This is a genomic window from Ensifer sp. 1H6, assembly GCF_001976035.1.
GTDB classification, from domain to species: domain Bacteria; phylum Pseudomonadota; class Alphaproteobacteria; order Rhizobiales; family Rhizobiaceae; genus Ensifer; species Ensifer canadensis.
In genome coordinates this window covers 114,375-126,858 of sequence record NZ_MOAI01000006.1, presented here as the reverse complement: position 1 = coordinate 126,858, position 12,484 = coordinate 114,375, and the positions used below count along the sequence as shown (strand labels likewise).

General features: G+C 62.4%; 11 protein-coding genes and 1 pseudogene. 8 read left to right on the top strand and 4 right to left on the bottom strand.

The genetic code is table 11. The annotated features are described in order from the left end of the window. Window positions 1-13: 13 nt before the first annotated feature. From dnaA to mutM, 4 genes are all read right to left on the bottom strand, one after another. Window positions 14-1,561 carry a chromosomal replication initiator protein DnaA gene (dnaA, locus tag BKP54_RS09320; RefSeq protein ID WP_081788833.1) on the bottom strand — a complete coding sequence of 516 codons (1,548 nt, stop codon included), beginning with the start codon at window positions 1,559-1,561 and terminating at the stop codon, window positions 14-16. 938 nt (window positions 1,562-2,499) lie between these two features. Further along, window positions 2,500-2,766, bottom strand: a complete 267-nt coding sequence (gene rpsT / locus BKP54_RS09315) for a 30S ribosomal protein S20 (protein ID WP_025425661.1) — start codon at window positions 2,764-2,766, stop codon at window positions 2,500-2,502. Window positions 2,767-2,958: 192 nt separating this feature from the next. After that, a complete protein-coding gene (locus BKP54_RS09310; RefSeq protein ID WP_025425660.1) occupies window positions 2,959-3,732 on the bottom strand; it encodes an enoyl-CoA hydratase in 774 nt (257 codons plus the stop codon). Between the two features lie 53 nt (window positions 3,733-3,785). Continuing rightward, complete coding sequence (gene mutM, locus BKP54_RS09305; RefSeq protein WP_057204300.1) at window positions 3,786-4,676, bottom strand: bifunctional DNA-formamidopyrimidine glycosylase/DNA-(apurinic or apyrimidinic site) lyase; 891 nt, start codon at window positions 4,674-4,676, stop codon at window positions 3,786-3,788. A gap of 198 nt (window positions 4,677-4,874) precedes the next feature. Between mutM and ubiE the strand changes: the two genes are divergently transcribed. From ubiE to BKP54_RS09265, 8 genes and pseudogenes are all read left to right on the top strand, one after another. Next, complete coding sequence (gene ubiE, locus BKP54_RS09300) at window positions 4,875-5,651, top strand: bifunctional demethylmenaquinone methyltransferase/2-methoxy-6-polyprenyl-1,4-benzoquinol methylase UbiE (RefSeq protein ID WP_025425658.1); 777 nt, start codon at window positions 4,875-4,877, stop codon at window positions 5,649-5,651. 4 nt (window positions 5,652-5,655) lie between these two features. After that, window positions 5,656-7,230 (top strand): 2-polyprenylphenol 6-hydroxylase, encoded by a 1,575-nt coding sequence (ubiB, locus tag BKP54_RS09295; RefSeq protein ID WP_025425657.1) that lies wholly within the window; start codon window positions 5,656-5,658, stop codon window positions 7,228-7,230. Between the two features lie 223 nt (window positions 7,231-7,453). Then, window positions 7,454-7,963: a GNAT family N-acetyltransferase gene (locus BKP54_RS09290; RefSeq protein ID WP_025425656.1), complete on the top strand. Its 510-nt coding sequence runs from the start codon at window positions 7,454-7,456 to the stop codon at window positions 7,961-7,963. A 161-nt stretch (window positions 7,964-8,124) separates the two neighbouring features. Then, complete coding sequence (locus BKP54_RS09285) at window positions 8,125-8,382, top strand: hypothetical protein (protein WP_025425655.1); 258 nt, start codon at window positions 8,125-8,127, stop codon at window positions 8,380-8,382. 175 nt (window positions 8,383-8,557) lie between these two features. Continuing rightward, window positions 8,558-9,335: pseudogene (locus BKP54_RS09280) on the top strand (SDR family oxidoreductase). 310 nt (window positions 9,336-9,645) lie between these two features. Next, window positions 9,646-10,239 (top strand): ankyrin repeat domain-containing protein, encoded by a 594-nt coding sequence (locus BKP54_RS09275; protein WP_025425653.1) that lies wholly within the window; start codon window positions 9,646-9,648, stop codon window positions 10,237-10,239. A gap of 13 nt (window positions 10,240-10,252) precedes the next feature. Next, window positions 10,253-10,723 carry a nucleoside deaminase gene (locus tag BKP54_RS09270; protein ID WP_025425652.1) on the top strand — a complete coding sequence of 157 codons (471 nt, stop codon included), beginning with the start codon at window positions 10,253-10,255 and terminating at the stop codon, window positions 10,721-10,723. Between the two features lie 282 nt (window positions 10,724-11,005). After that, a complete protein-coding gene (locus tag BKP54_RS09265) occupies window positions 11,006-12,469 on the top strand; it encodes an MFS transporter (protein WP_057204302.1) in 1,464 nt (487 codons plus the stop codon). Window positions 12,470-12,484: the final 15 nt, after the last annotated feature.

The window sequence follows — 12,484 nt, the reverse complement described above, 5'->3', positions numbered from 1 at the left end:
ATCTATCTCGCGCCTATTCGTTGATCAGGCGCTTCAGAAGCTCGATCTCATGGCTGAGCTTGGTATCGCCGGAGATCAACTCCTCGATCTTGCGCACCGCATGCAGAACGGTCGTGTGGTCGCGACCACCGAAGCGGCGGCCGATTTCCGGGAAAGACCGCGGCGTCAGCGTCTTCGACAGATACATCGCGATCTGACGCGGCTTGACGATGACGCGGGTGCGGCGGTTCGACACCAGCTCCTGGCGCGATACGTTGTAATGCTTGGCAACGACACGCTGGATGTCCTCGATACGGACACGGCGCGGTTCGCCGGCATTGACGAGATGCCCAAGCAGTTCGTCAACGCGTTCGATCGACAGATGCGGTTCGAACGAGCGACGGAAGAGCAACTGGTTGAAGGCGCCTTCGAGTTCGCGGCCGCTGGCGGTGATGTTGCGTGCAACATGGCTCAGGATATCGCCGGGAATGTCCAGCGAAGTATCGTCCTGACGAGCGGAGTCGAGACGGCGCTTCAGCATTTCGAGGCGCATGTCGTAGTCCGGTCCGTCCATTTCGATGGCGACACCGCCCTGAAGACGCGAGCGAACACGGCTATCGAGCGATTCCAGCTCCCAAGGAGCGCGGTCGGCGGCGACGACGACCTGTTTGGCCGAGTCGAGAAGCATGTTCAGCAGATGGCAGAACTCGTGCTGGATCGACTTGCCCTGCAGGAACTGCATGTCGTCGATGACGAGGAGGTCGATGTTGCGCAGCGATTCCTTCAGCGACAGCGCGTCGTTGTCGCGGATTGCGGTGGCAAAGCGCCACATGAAGTATTCGGCCGTCAGATAGACGACGCGTGGAGCGCGGGCGCTCTGCAGCGCCTGGATGGCGATCGCCTGCAGAAGGTGGGTCTTGCCGAGCCCGACGCTTGAATGAATGAACAGCGGGTTGAAGCGCACGGCACCGGCGCCGGCTTCCGCAATCGTGCGGGCGGCTGCAAGCGCAACGCGGTTGGAAGAGCCCTCGACGAAGCTGTCGAAGGTGTAACGCTGGTCGAGCGGCGAGCCGAAAAGCGGCGCCTGGGTCGGCCGCTGAACGCTGGCAACCGCAGAGGCTGCGACCGAAGCCACGGACTGCGCCGTCGTCGGACGGCGTGCGGGCGTTGCAGGAGCCGATTCCGTTGCCTGCGGCAGCGTCTCTTCCTGTGAAACCGGACGGGCGCCACGGGTCGCGGTCCGCACCAGGATCTCGACCTTCAGGATTTCGCCGTCTTCCTGCTGGAAGATCTGGGTGATGATATCGAGATAGCGGTTGTTGATCCAGGACTTCAGGAATGTCGTGGGCACCGAGAGACGCACGACGCTCTTGGAAACCGAATGGAGCTTCAGACGCCCAAACCAGCTGGCGAAGACATCGGGACCGACCTGGGCTTTCAAACGCGCACTCACTCGTTCGAACAGTGCGTCATGCCTCATGTCGTGCTTATCTCCCGCCGCCTGAGATAGATTGCTTCCGGCCTGAAATACGTCGCCGTTCTTTTGAAACGCGCCCGCCGCCGTCACCAAGTTCATCCGCATTTTGCCGCCTTCCGATTATGTTCAGACGCCGTCATCTCTGCCGGCCCCATCTCTTATGTCCGGCACCCACGGCTTCCTCATCGAGGTCATGCCGCTTCACCGAACGTCACAGTCGCAATCCAACCGGGCTCCTCATCTCCCGACCGGGTGCGCGCTACGCGCATCTGCCAGGCCTTGCCGGCCGGCTGATGTCCCCTCGCGCCTCATTGTCAACAAATCCCCCAGTCCGCTCTGGACCGTGCCGGATCCTCCTCCTCGCCGACAACTGTCTCGCACCCTCGTACGAAGCGGACAGCCGAGCGCTGGATTCTATCTCTCGTCAGGCACCGCTTGCACCTGACTTTGAGCAGTGGCGCCACCGGCAACCAGAAGTCGAAATGTCCTCGTCCGGAATGGTTGGGCCATCCGGTTTTTCGTTCTCGACTTGTCTGATTGAACGACGTGGAGCCGCCCTGATACAGGGAACAGAAAGCCTGAAACCATCTCGTTGAAATGGCCTCCGTACTTCCCTTTACAGATATGGTCTGTGTCCCCTGTGGAGGGCATTTAGGCAGGATCGATGGGCAAGATCAATCGCGATTTTTACGCAACCTTAAGCGCTGCCCGTTGACTCTCATGCTGCCTTTTGCTTGCCGCAATCCGAGTCCGGGAAGAATCGCTTTTGAATCAAGGGTTTTGATTTTCGGCTCTTTGATTAGCTGGCGAAAAAGAAAAAAAATAAAAATTCGCTTGACTCATCACGGGCCCAGAAGACCCCCAGCCAGAGACACCCTATCACCAAGGACCTCTCGTAAGTCTCTGAAATTCCTATAGAAATTCTGTCATCGCATTGACACGAGAAATGTCGTGCAGGTTAACCATCGTGATGACACATGTATGAATCGGAAAAGCCCGACGCAAGGGTCGGGCTTTCAATTAACAGATTTTTATTAGCCGGATTAGGCCGAAAGTGCCTTCACGCGCTGTGCAAGGCGCGAAACCTTGCGCGAAGCGGTGTTGGAATGCAGCACGCCCTTGATGGCAGCGCGCATCAGCTCGGGCTGAGCGGCCTTCAGGGCTGCGGCTGCGACCGCCTGATCGCCGGTTGCGATCGCTTCTTCGACCTTGCGGACGAAGTTACGGACGCGCGAACGGCGGGCTTTGTTCACTGCAGTGCGGCGTGCGATCTTGCGGGTCGCCTTTTTCGCCGAAGTTGTATTGGCCATTGATGCCTCTCTTCGAAAACTGACATGAACTCCGCCCTCGCCGTGCCGGGTCACTGCGACCTGTCATCAAAGCAATTCGGGAGCATTATCGGAAAGCCCAGATTTGGCGTTCCAAACTGAGGGCGGCATATAGCGAGAAACGGCCGCCCCGTCAACGCGCAATTTGGAGAAAACTGCGCGTCGCCCCTTGATCTACCTGTGTTTGAACTCCGGCTTGCGCTTCGCTGCGAAGGCGGCCATGCCTTCCTTCTGGTCTTCAGTGGCAAACAGCGAATGGAAAAGCCGCCGTTCGAACCGCAGGCCTTCGGCAAGCGTGAGCTCCAGCGAGCGATTGACGGCCTCTTTTGCCATCATCACCGCCGGCAGCGAGAACGATGCGATCTTCTCGGCCGCAGCCAGCGCTTCCTCCATCAATTTCTCCGGCGCCACCACACGCGAAACGAGTCCTGCGCGTTCCGCCTCGGTCGCGTCCATCATCCGTCCGGTGAGGACGAGGTCCATCGCCTTCGCCTTGCCGACGGCACGGGTGAGGCGCTGCGACCCGCCCATGCCGGGGATGACGCCAAGGGTAATTTCCGGTTGGCCGAACTTTGCCGTCTCGGAAGCGATGATGAAGTCACACATCATCGCCAGTTCGCACCCGCCGCCGAGCGCGTAGCCGGAAACGGCTGCAATGACCGGTTTGCGGGCAGCAGCCACCTGATCCCAGCCGCCGATGAAATCGCCGAGATAGCTTTCGACGAAGTCCAGCGTCTGCATCTCCTTGATGTCGGCGCCGGCCGCAAAGGCCTTCTCCGAACCGGTGACAACAACGGCGCCGATCTCGTTATCGGCATCGAACGCTTTCAGCACCGCGGCAAGCTCGCGCATAACGGTCGAGTTCAGCGCATTCAGCGCCTGCGGGCGATTGAGCGTGACCAGGCCCACGCGTCCGCGCGTCTCGACCAGCAGCGTCTCGTAACTCATTGTCGTCTCCTCCGAATTCGTGTCAGCGGTCGGGTCCGGCCGGACCCGGATGTTCATTTCTGGCAGCGCGGGCAATGAAACGTCGAGCGTCCCGCCTGCACGATGCGGGCGACCGTACCGCCGCAACCCGGCGTGCGGCAAGCCTCCCCTTCCCGGTCATAGACGGAAAAGGAATGCTGGAAATAGCCGAGCGATCCGTCGGCCTGGATATGATCTTTCAGCGACGAGCCGCCCGCGGCGATGGCATCGGCAATGACCTCGCGGATTGCAACGGTCAGGCCCTGCAGTTCCGGCTTCGACCCACCTTGGCTGTCGACGAGGGCGCCTGCCGGCTTCAGCGGCGACAGGCCTGAACGCCAGAGCGCCTCGCACACATATATATTGCCGAGGCCGGCAATATTCTTCTGGTCGAGCAAGGCTACCTTCAGCGGTTGCGCCTTTCCGGCAAAGCGTGCCGCCAGATAGGCGGCGTCGAGCGCGTTGCCGGTCGGCTCTTCCCCGAGTGCGCGGAAGAAGGCGTGGGCCGCCACCGTGTCCCGTCGGGCGAGATCCATGAAACCGAAACGGCGCGGATCGTTATAGATGACACGGGCGGGGCCGACGGCACCTTCCAGATGGAAGATCACATGATCGTGCTTCTCATCCTTGGCGCGTGGGTGGTGAAATTCGTCCGGCGTTTCTGGCAGCGCGCCCTGTTCGATACGGAACGAACCTGACATGCCGAGATGGGCAATGATGACGTCACCGGCCTCCAGATCGATCATCAGATATTTTGCCCGGCGCGACAGCGAGACGATGCGCTGACCGGCAACGGTGGCTGCAAAATTGACAGGGAAGGGAAAACGCAGATCCGGCCGACGCAGTTCTGCACTGACGAGGAGCGCGCCTTCCATGGTCGGCGCCAGACCCCGTTTTACCGTTTCGACCTCCGGCAGTTCCGGCATGCGTCGTCTCCTTCTTTCTTAACCACCACACGCCCGGCATTCTTAACCACCATAAGCCCGGCCGTTGGCATTTCCTTGGCGGGCTACTTATCCTATAGGGGTGCGCTATGCCGCAGCCATGGCCCTGCCCCCGAGATAGCGCGGGTCGGACGATTTCGCTATGGTGCCGGAAAAATTGGTTCAGGTGGAGTTCTTCGTATGACGGATCAGCGGGTATCGGCCAATGGCGGAATGGAAACCTCCTTCGGTTTCCGCAACGTCGGTACGGGCGAAAAGCAGCCGCTCGTCAACGACGTCTTCCATAAGGTGGCCAAGCGCTACGACATCATGAACGACGTGATGTCGGCCGGGCTGCACCGCGCCTGGAAGGATGCGATGATTGCCGCGCTCAATCCGCCGCGCCGCGAGGGCTACAGGACGCTCGACGTCGCCGGCGGCACCGGCGACATCGCCTTCCGCATCATCGAAGCCTCCGACCGCAAGGCGCATTCGACGGTTCTCGACATCAACGGCTCGATGCTCGCCGTCGGCGCGGAACGGGCGGAAAAGAAGAAGCTTTCGGCCAATCTCGATTTTGTCGAGGCCAATGCTGAGGAACTGCCGTTCGACGCGAATTCCTTCGACGCCTATACGATCGCCTTCGGCATCCGCAACGTCCCGCGTATCGATGTCGCGCTCAAAGAAGCCTATCGTGTGTTGAAGCGCGGCGGGCGACTGCTGGTGCTCGAATTCTCCGAAGTGGAGATGCCGCTTCTCGACCGTTTCTACGATGCATGGTCGTTCAACGCGATCCCGAAATTCGGCAAGCTGATCACCGGCGACGAAGCGCCCTATCAGTATCTGGTGGAATCGATCCGCAAGTTCCCGAACCAGCGCGATTTTGCCGCCATGATCAAGGAGGCGGGCTTCTCGCGCGTCTCCTTCACCAATTACACCGGCGGCATCGCAGCGCTGCATTCCGGCTGGAAAATCTGATCTTATGAGCACAGCTGGAGCATATGTCCGCCTCGTGCGGATCGGCTGGGTTCTCGTGCGCGAAGGCGTCGTCTCGGCGGTCCCGACCGAACACCTGCCGCCCTTTGCCCGTTTCGCCCAGAAGGCAGCCGGGCTTTTCGCCCGCCGCAAGGTGCTAGGCGAGGAGCGCAGCGACCGGCTGTCGCGCGCCGTTGCACGCCTCGGCCCCTCCTATGTGAAAATCGGCCAGTTCCTGGCAACCCGCCCCGACGTCGTCGGCGCGGAATTTGCCGCTGACCTGTCGCTGCTGCAGGACCAGATGGCGACCTTTCCGCAAAGCGAAGCCAAGGCCGCGATCGAGGGATCGCTCGGCCGCAAGGTCGAAGACCTCTACGCCGAATTTTCCCTGCCGATGGCGGCCGCCTCGATCGCCCAGGTTCATCCGGCCATCGTCATGCGCGACGGCCGGCCCGACAAGGTTGCCGTCAAGGTCATCCGCCCCGGCATCCGCCAGCGTTTTGCCTCCGATATCGAGGCGATGTATCTCGTCAGCCACATGCAGGAGCGTTTCCTGCCCTATACGCGGCGGCTGAAACCGGTCGAGGTCACCAAGACGCTAGAGCAGACGACCAAGATCGAAATGGATCTTCGGTTGGAAGCAGCCGCCCTTTCCGAACTCGGCGAGAACACCAAGGAAGATTCCGGCTTTCGCGTACCGAAGGTCGATTGGGAACGCACCGGCCGCGACGTCGTCACCATGGAATGGATCGACGGCGTCAAGATGTCGGATATCGACGGGCTGAAGGCGGCGGGCCACGATCTCGACGCGCTGGGCGACACCCTGATCCAGTCCTTTCTCCGCCACACATTGCGCGACGGCTTCTTCCACGCCGACATGCATCAGGGCAACCTGTTCGTCGACGATGCCGGCCATATCGTCGCCGTCGACATGGGCATCGTCGGCCGTCTCGGCAAGAAGGAACGCCGCTTCCTCGCCGAGATCCTGTTCGGCTTCATCACCCGCGACTACCAGCGCGTCGCCGACGTGCATTTCGAGGCAGGCTACGTGCCGTCGCATCATGATGCCGCGAGCTTCGCCCAGGCGATCCGCGCCATTGGCGAGCCGATCCACGGCCAGCCGGCCGAGACCATCTCGATGGCAAAGCTGCTGACGCTTCTGTTCGAGGTGACCGAGCTCTTCGACATGCAGACACGGCCGGAACTGGTCATGCTGCAGAAGACCATGGTCGTCGTCGAGGGCGTCGCGCGCACGCTCAATCCGCGTTTCAACATGTGGAAAGCATCCGAGCCTGTGGTCGGCAAGTGGATCCGCGACAATCTCGGACCGAAGCGCATCGTCACCGACCTGCGCGACGGCCTGCACGCGGCCCTTCGTCTGGCCGAAGCAGCACCGGAAATCGCCGCCCGCACGGAAAAATTCTCCAGCGAGATCATGGCCATGAGCGAAAACGGCCTACGGTTCGACGCCGAGACGGCGCATGCCATCGGCAAGGCCGAGGCACGCCACACGCGCTCCGGCCGCCTGGCGCTGTGGCTGATTGCCGCCACGCTCGTCTATATCGCCTGGCAGGTGACCTGAGCGCCACCGGCAATCCGGTCGCCGAACCGGCTTGCAATTCCACTGCCGCTTGTTATCGTTCCGACATGGACAATCGTTCGATGATCGCAATGGTGCTTTGCACGCATATCCAGGGGTGTGCGGGAGACCACGTGCGTTAAACGGACTGTCCCCCGACCAACCCTGCCGAGGCGAGCAGGGTTTGGTCCTGTTTCCTCGGTGCCAGCGAGCTGATGAGGAAACAATGACCGAAGCCACCCCCTCCCCGACACTCAGGATTCGAGCGGCGCGCGTCGTCGACTGGGAAGCGATCGCCGCACTTATGAGCCAGCCGGGCATCCGCTCCGGCACGCTCAGACTGCCCTATTCGACACCGGAGCAGACGCGCAAGTGGATGGAGGGCCTGTCGGAGGACAACACTGTGATCGTGGCCGAGCGCGACGGCCGCATCGTCGGCATGGCCGGTCTGCACCGCAATAAGGGGCGCCGGCATCACTCCGCCGTGCTCGGCATCAGCGTCGATGACAACCACCGCGGCGAAGGCATCGGTAAGACACTTCTTACATCTCTGATCGATGCTGCCGATAACTGGCTTGGGATCAGCCGCATCGAGCTGACCGTCTTTACCGACAACGAAGCGGCAATCGCGCTTTATCGCAAGACCGGCTTCGAACCCGAAGGCACGCACAGGGCCTATGCTCTGCGCAATGGCGTGCTGGCCGACGTGCTGGCGATGGCGCGCATTCGCGCCTGATCGCGGCCGGACCATGCGTCCGGGTGGTGAGGAAGAGGTGGCAGGGCTTTCGGTTCTGCCGCCGGCTGCAACCATGTTCCATCCGGAACTGCGAATAAGCAGACGACATGCGATCTTCTCCCCATGGATGACGGGAGTTCATCCCTGGAGGAGAGAACACCATGCGCAAGATCATCATCGCCGCGGCCGTCGCAATCACCGCAGCCGTTTCCTTTGCCGCGCCGTCACAGGCTGGCGGTGTGACGATCGGCTTCAGCAACGGCGCCTACGGCCATGGCTGGAGCGGCCAGATCGGCTATGTCGACGGCTATTACGGTGGCTACTACGACGAGTATCGCCCCTATTGCTTCATCAAGAAAGTCAGGCGCTACGATCACTACGGCAATGTCTACTACGAGCGTATCCGCATCTGCCGTTAATAATAGCAAGGGGCGAGGGACACGAGGCCCGGCCGGTTTCCGGCCGGGCTTTTCGACGTCTGGCGCTCATCACCTTCATCCGAATTGCCGGTTCCCATCCGCTTACCCCATTGACGCCGCGTCGCTGCCGGGCTCCAAAAGCAGCAACGCAAATCGCATGGGAAGGTAGACCGTCATGGATCTCGGCATCACAGGCAAGAAGGCGCTCGTGCTCGGCGGCAGCAAGGGGCTTGGACGCGGCATCGCCGAAGCACTCGCGGCTGAAGGCGTTGCCGTCGCGGTGACCGGTCGCGACGCAACTACGGCCGAAAAGGTCGCAGCAGAGCTCAGTTCGAGCGCCCGCGGTTTTGCGCTCGATCTTTCCAAGCCCGAAAGCCTCGACGCGCTGCTCGATCGGCTCGCCGCCGATTTCGGCGCGATCGACATTCTCATCCTGAATGGCGGCGGGCCGCCGCCGTCGCTTGCGTCCACCATCGAGCCGGAGTTCTGGCGGACGCAGTTCGAGACCATGGTGCTCGCCGGCATGCGCATCACCGGCCGGGTTCTGCCCGGCATGAGGGAGCGCGGTTTCGGCCGCATCATTGCCGTCGCTTCGACCAGCATCCGCGAGCCGATCCCGGGCCTGACCGCCTCCAACGCGCTTCGAAGCGCTGTTGCCGGCTGGCTGAAGACGCTGGCCGGCGAAGTCGCCGCCGACGGCGTGACCGTCAACATGCTGTTGCCGGGGCGGCTTGCGACCGACCGCACCTTGGGCTTCGACCGCATGGACGCCGAGAACGAAGGCGTCGATATCGCCACGGTTGCCGCGCGCAGCCAGGCGGATATTCCAATCGGCCGCTATGGAACGCCGGCGGAATTCGGCGCTGCCGCCGCATTTCTCGCGGCCGCCCGCGGCCTATGTCACGGGCGTGGCACTTCCCGTCGACGGCGGTCTCAGCCGATCGATGCTCTGAGTTGCCGCGTCTGTCCGCCCTGCCCCTCCCTTGAAAATACAAGCGACCGGCTCAAGGCGGTCATTTATTATTGCATCGTGCGTCAGACATGGCGTTCAGAAGCTTCAATTTCGCAGGTGAACTTCACCGCAAATTGATGCTGGTTTCAGGGGTTATGCAGTAAAACCTGCAGCCGGGCGCCGTTTGCCCGGCTGACCATACGACTGGCTAAACGACTGGAATGACCCCCATGAACTCACCATCGACCGGGTGGCTGCTCGGGATTGCACTCTTCGCCTCAGCCCTTCTTCCCGCCGCTGCAGGAGCCGCCATGCTTGAAAAGGAAATGATTGCCGCAGCTTCGGCCGGCAACGCCGCCGAACTGCGCGAATTGATCAAGCGCGGAGCAACGCTCGACGCGCGTGACGCAAGCGGCGCGACCGCTCTGCTCGTCGCCACACACGAAAACCGCATCGACGCTGCCCGCGCGCTCATCGAAGCCGGCGCGGATGTCAATGCGAAGGACAAGATCGAGGACAGTCCCTACCTCTATGCTGGCGCGCGCGGCCATCTCGAAATCCTGAAGCTGACGCTTGCCAACGGCGCCGACCTCAAAAGCACCAACCGTTACGGCGGCACGGCGCTGATCCCTGCGGCAGAACGCGGCCACGTCGAAACGGTGAAGACGCTGATCGAGGCGGGCGTCGATGTCGATCACGTCAACCGGCTGGGCTGGACGGCGCTGATCGAAGCCATCATTCTCGGCACCGGCGGCGAAAAGCATACGGAGATCGTGCGATTGCTGATCGACGCGGGCGCGAACGTCAATCTTGCCGATGGCGAGGGCGTGAGCCCATTGAGCCACGCCCGGCAGCGCGGCTATGGCCGGATTGAAAAGCTGCTTACCGCCGCCGGCGCCCGTTGAAATCGGAGGGGACATGAAGCAGGAAAGACGCTTTCTCGGCGAGGCTGTCGCCCTTGCCCGCGCCAATGTCGAAAAAGGTGGCCGTCCCTTCGGCGCGGTTGCCGTTCGCAACGGCGAGGTTATCGCCAGCGGCGTCAACGAGATGCTTGAAACCGGCGATCCGACATCGCATGCCGAGATGAATGCCCTTCGCCTGGCGGCAAAGCGCCTCGGGTCTCCCCGTCTTGAAGGCGTTGCGATCTATGCCAGCGGCCAACCCTGCCCGATGTGCATTGCGGCCATGCGCATGGCCGGCATCACCGAGATCGCCTACGCCCACTCGAATGCCGACGCCGAACCCTACGGGCTGTCGACGGCGGCAGTCTATGCCGAACTGGCAAAACCCCTTGGCGAACAGTCGATGCGCTTTCGCCATGTGCCGGTCGACGATAACGACCTGGCACCGCTCTATGCGGAATGGCAGCATCGTCAAAAAGAGGGCTGACAAGCGGCCGGCACCGGTCAAGCCCAGCCACAGCTTGGGCAGCCCCCTGCGGCGGCCACTGCCAGCGCCGGCCGGTGGTGCCTCCGACGGGCGGACGGGCACGGCAAAGGCAGTGAGGCGCCGGAACAACCCGCCTGCTCACGCCGACCGACGGTGTCTCGACAACCAGAGCCCTTGCCGAACACACGCGGCGAGTGTAATCGCGAAGGTGAGATTGCCCTCTCCTCCCTGCCGCCCAGCGTTCCTCGGAGAACGTCGGCGGCCCAGCCCGCGGGTGCTGCGATGAATGCCTTTTCCGAACGCACGGGCCGCCTGGTGGCGCTGCTTCTCATCGCCGGCTCCGGCGTGGTGACGATCGCCAAGGGCATGAGCCTGACCTTCCTCGCGATCCGCCTGCAGCGGGATTTTGGCCTTACCCCGGCAGGTATCGGCGTCCTGATTGGCGCGGGCCCCCTGCTCGGCGCGATCATCAGCCCGTTTGCCGGCAGCCTGTCCGATCGCATCGGCCGAACGGGTGTGCTGACCATAGCGCTCTTCATGGCCGGACTGGCGCTGGCGGGGCTCGGGCTGGCGCACTCGATCGCCGCCTTCGCGCTGGCGCATATCGTCTCTGCGGTTGCCGCCGCCGTCTATGAACCGGTTTCGCGCGCATTGATGAGCGATGCCGCGCCAGCGCATCTGCGCCTGCGGGTATTCTCCTGGCGCTATCTGGCGATCAATGCCGGCTGGGCCGTCGGGCCGTTGATCGGCGTCTGGGTCGGCGCTGCCTATTCGACCCTATTCATCATTGCCGGCATCATGCATGCGGCCTTCGGCCTCGTGCTGTTCTTCACCGTGCCGGAAGCGAGCAACAGACGGGCGGTCGAGACGGGACCGGGGTCCAACACCACGGGCGGCTGGCGCGGGCTTGTCGCTGCCTTGCGCGACCGCCGACTGATCTTCTTCGTCATCGGCGGCACCCTGCTTTTGGCCGTTCATGGTCAATGGTCGGTGACATTGTCGCAATATCTCAACACCGGCTTCGAGGATGGCGTCACCCTGTTCGCGCTGCTGGTTTCGACCAACGCAGCAACGGTGCTCGTCGCCAGCACGCCCGCCCGCTTCGTCATTGAAAGGATCGGCGCGCTCAAGGCGCTGTCGCTCGGCTGCCTGCTGTTCCTGCTTGGTGAAATCGGCTTTGCAGCCTCGTCCGGCGTCGAAATGCTGGTCGCCTCGATGATCCTCTTCACCATCGGCGAGGTGCTCGTCGTGCCCTCGGAATATGTGCTGGTCGACGGCAGGATGCCGGCAATCGCGGCACCTATTTCGGCGCCCATTCACTGTCCACCGTCGGCAATTTCCTTGGGCCGCTCATCGGCGGCCTTGCACTCGGCGCAAGCGGCGGCGCCGGCATGTTCCTGCTGTTCGCGCTGCTTTCAGCGGCAAGCGCGCTCCTGTTTGCAATCGGCCATTCCATGCCGCCGCCCCGCCCGCAGGCGGCACGCACCGATGCGCTCGATGGCAGCGCCGTCGGCCGAGATCTCATGCGCTTCGGTCAATTCGCCTAGGGCCGGAGGCAGCATTGCCCCACGCAGGGGTGGTATTCGTGTTCACAATCATCATGCTTGGGCTCATCGATCGCCTCCCTGGTGCGACACGAGATCGCCGCAGGGCAGCGCTGCCGCCGCTTTTTCTTGCCAACCGGAAGCGCTACCATCGCCTCGTCTGCGTGATCACCGTCACCATTTCGTCACTGGCACAGCCTAAGCACCGCGTCGAAAC

What these genes read in the sequence shown, in the direction of transcription:
- rpsT (WP_025425661.1), bottom strand. Translation starts at nt 2,766, where the DNA reads ATGGCCAATACAACTTCGGCGAAAAAGGCGACCCGCAAGATCGCACGC.
- BKP54_RS09265 (WP_057204302.1), top strand. Translation starts at nt 11,006, where the DNA reads ATGAATGCCTTTTCCGAACGCACGGGCCGCCTGGTGGCGCTGCTTCTC.
- ubiB (WP_025425657.1), top strand. Translation starts at nt 5,656, where the DNA reads ATGAGCACAGCTGGAGCATATGTCCGCCTCGTGCGGATCGGCTGGGTT.
- mutM (WP_057204300.1), bottom strand. Translation starts at nt 4,676, where the DNA reads ATGCCGGAACTGCCGGAGGTCGAAACGGTAAAACGGGGTCTGGCGCCG.
- dnaA (WP_081788833.1), bottom strand. Translation starts at nt 1,561, where the DNA reads ATGCGGATGAACTTGGTGACGGCGGCGGGCGCGTTTCAAAAGAACGGC.
- BKP54_RS09290 (WP_025425656.1), top strand. Translation starts at nt 7,454, where the DNA reads ATGACCGAAGCCACCCCCTCCCCGACACTCAGGATTCGAGCGGCGCGC.
- BKP54_RS09275 (WP_025425653.1), top strand. Translation starts at nt 9,646, where the DNA reads ATGCTTGAAAAGGAAATGATTGCCGCAGCTTCGGCCGGCAACGCCGCC.
- BKP54_RS09270 (WP_025425652.1), top strand. Translation starts at nt 10,253, where the DNA reads ATGAAGCAGGAAAGACGCTTTCTCGGCGAGGCTGTCGCCCTTGCCCGC.
- ubiE (WP_025425658.1), top strand. Translation starts at nt 4,875, where the DNA reads ATGACGGATCAGCGGGTATCGGCCAATGGCGGAATGGAAACCTCCTTC.
- BKP54_RS09285 (WP_025425655.1), top strand. Translation starts at nt 8,125, where the DNA reads ATGCGCAAGATCATCATCGCCGCGGCCGTCGCAATCACCGCAGCCGTT.
- BKP54_RS09310 (WP_025425660.1), bottom strand. Translation starts at nt 3,732, where the DNA reads ATGAGTTACGAGACGCTGCTGGTCGAGACGCGCGGACGCGTGGGCCTG.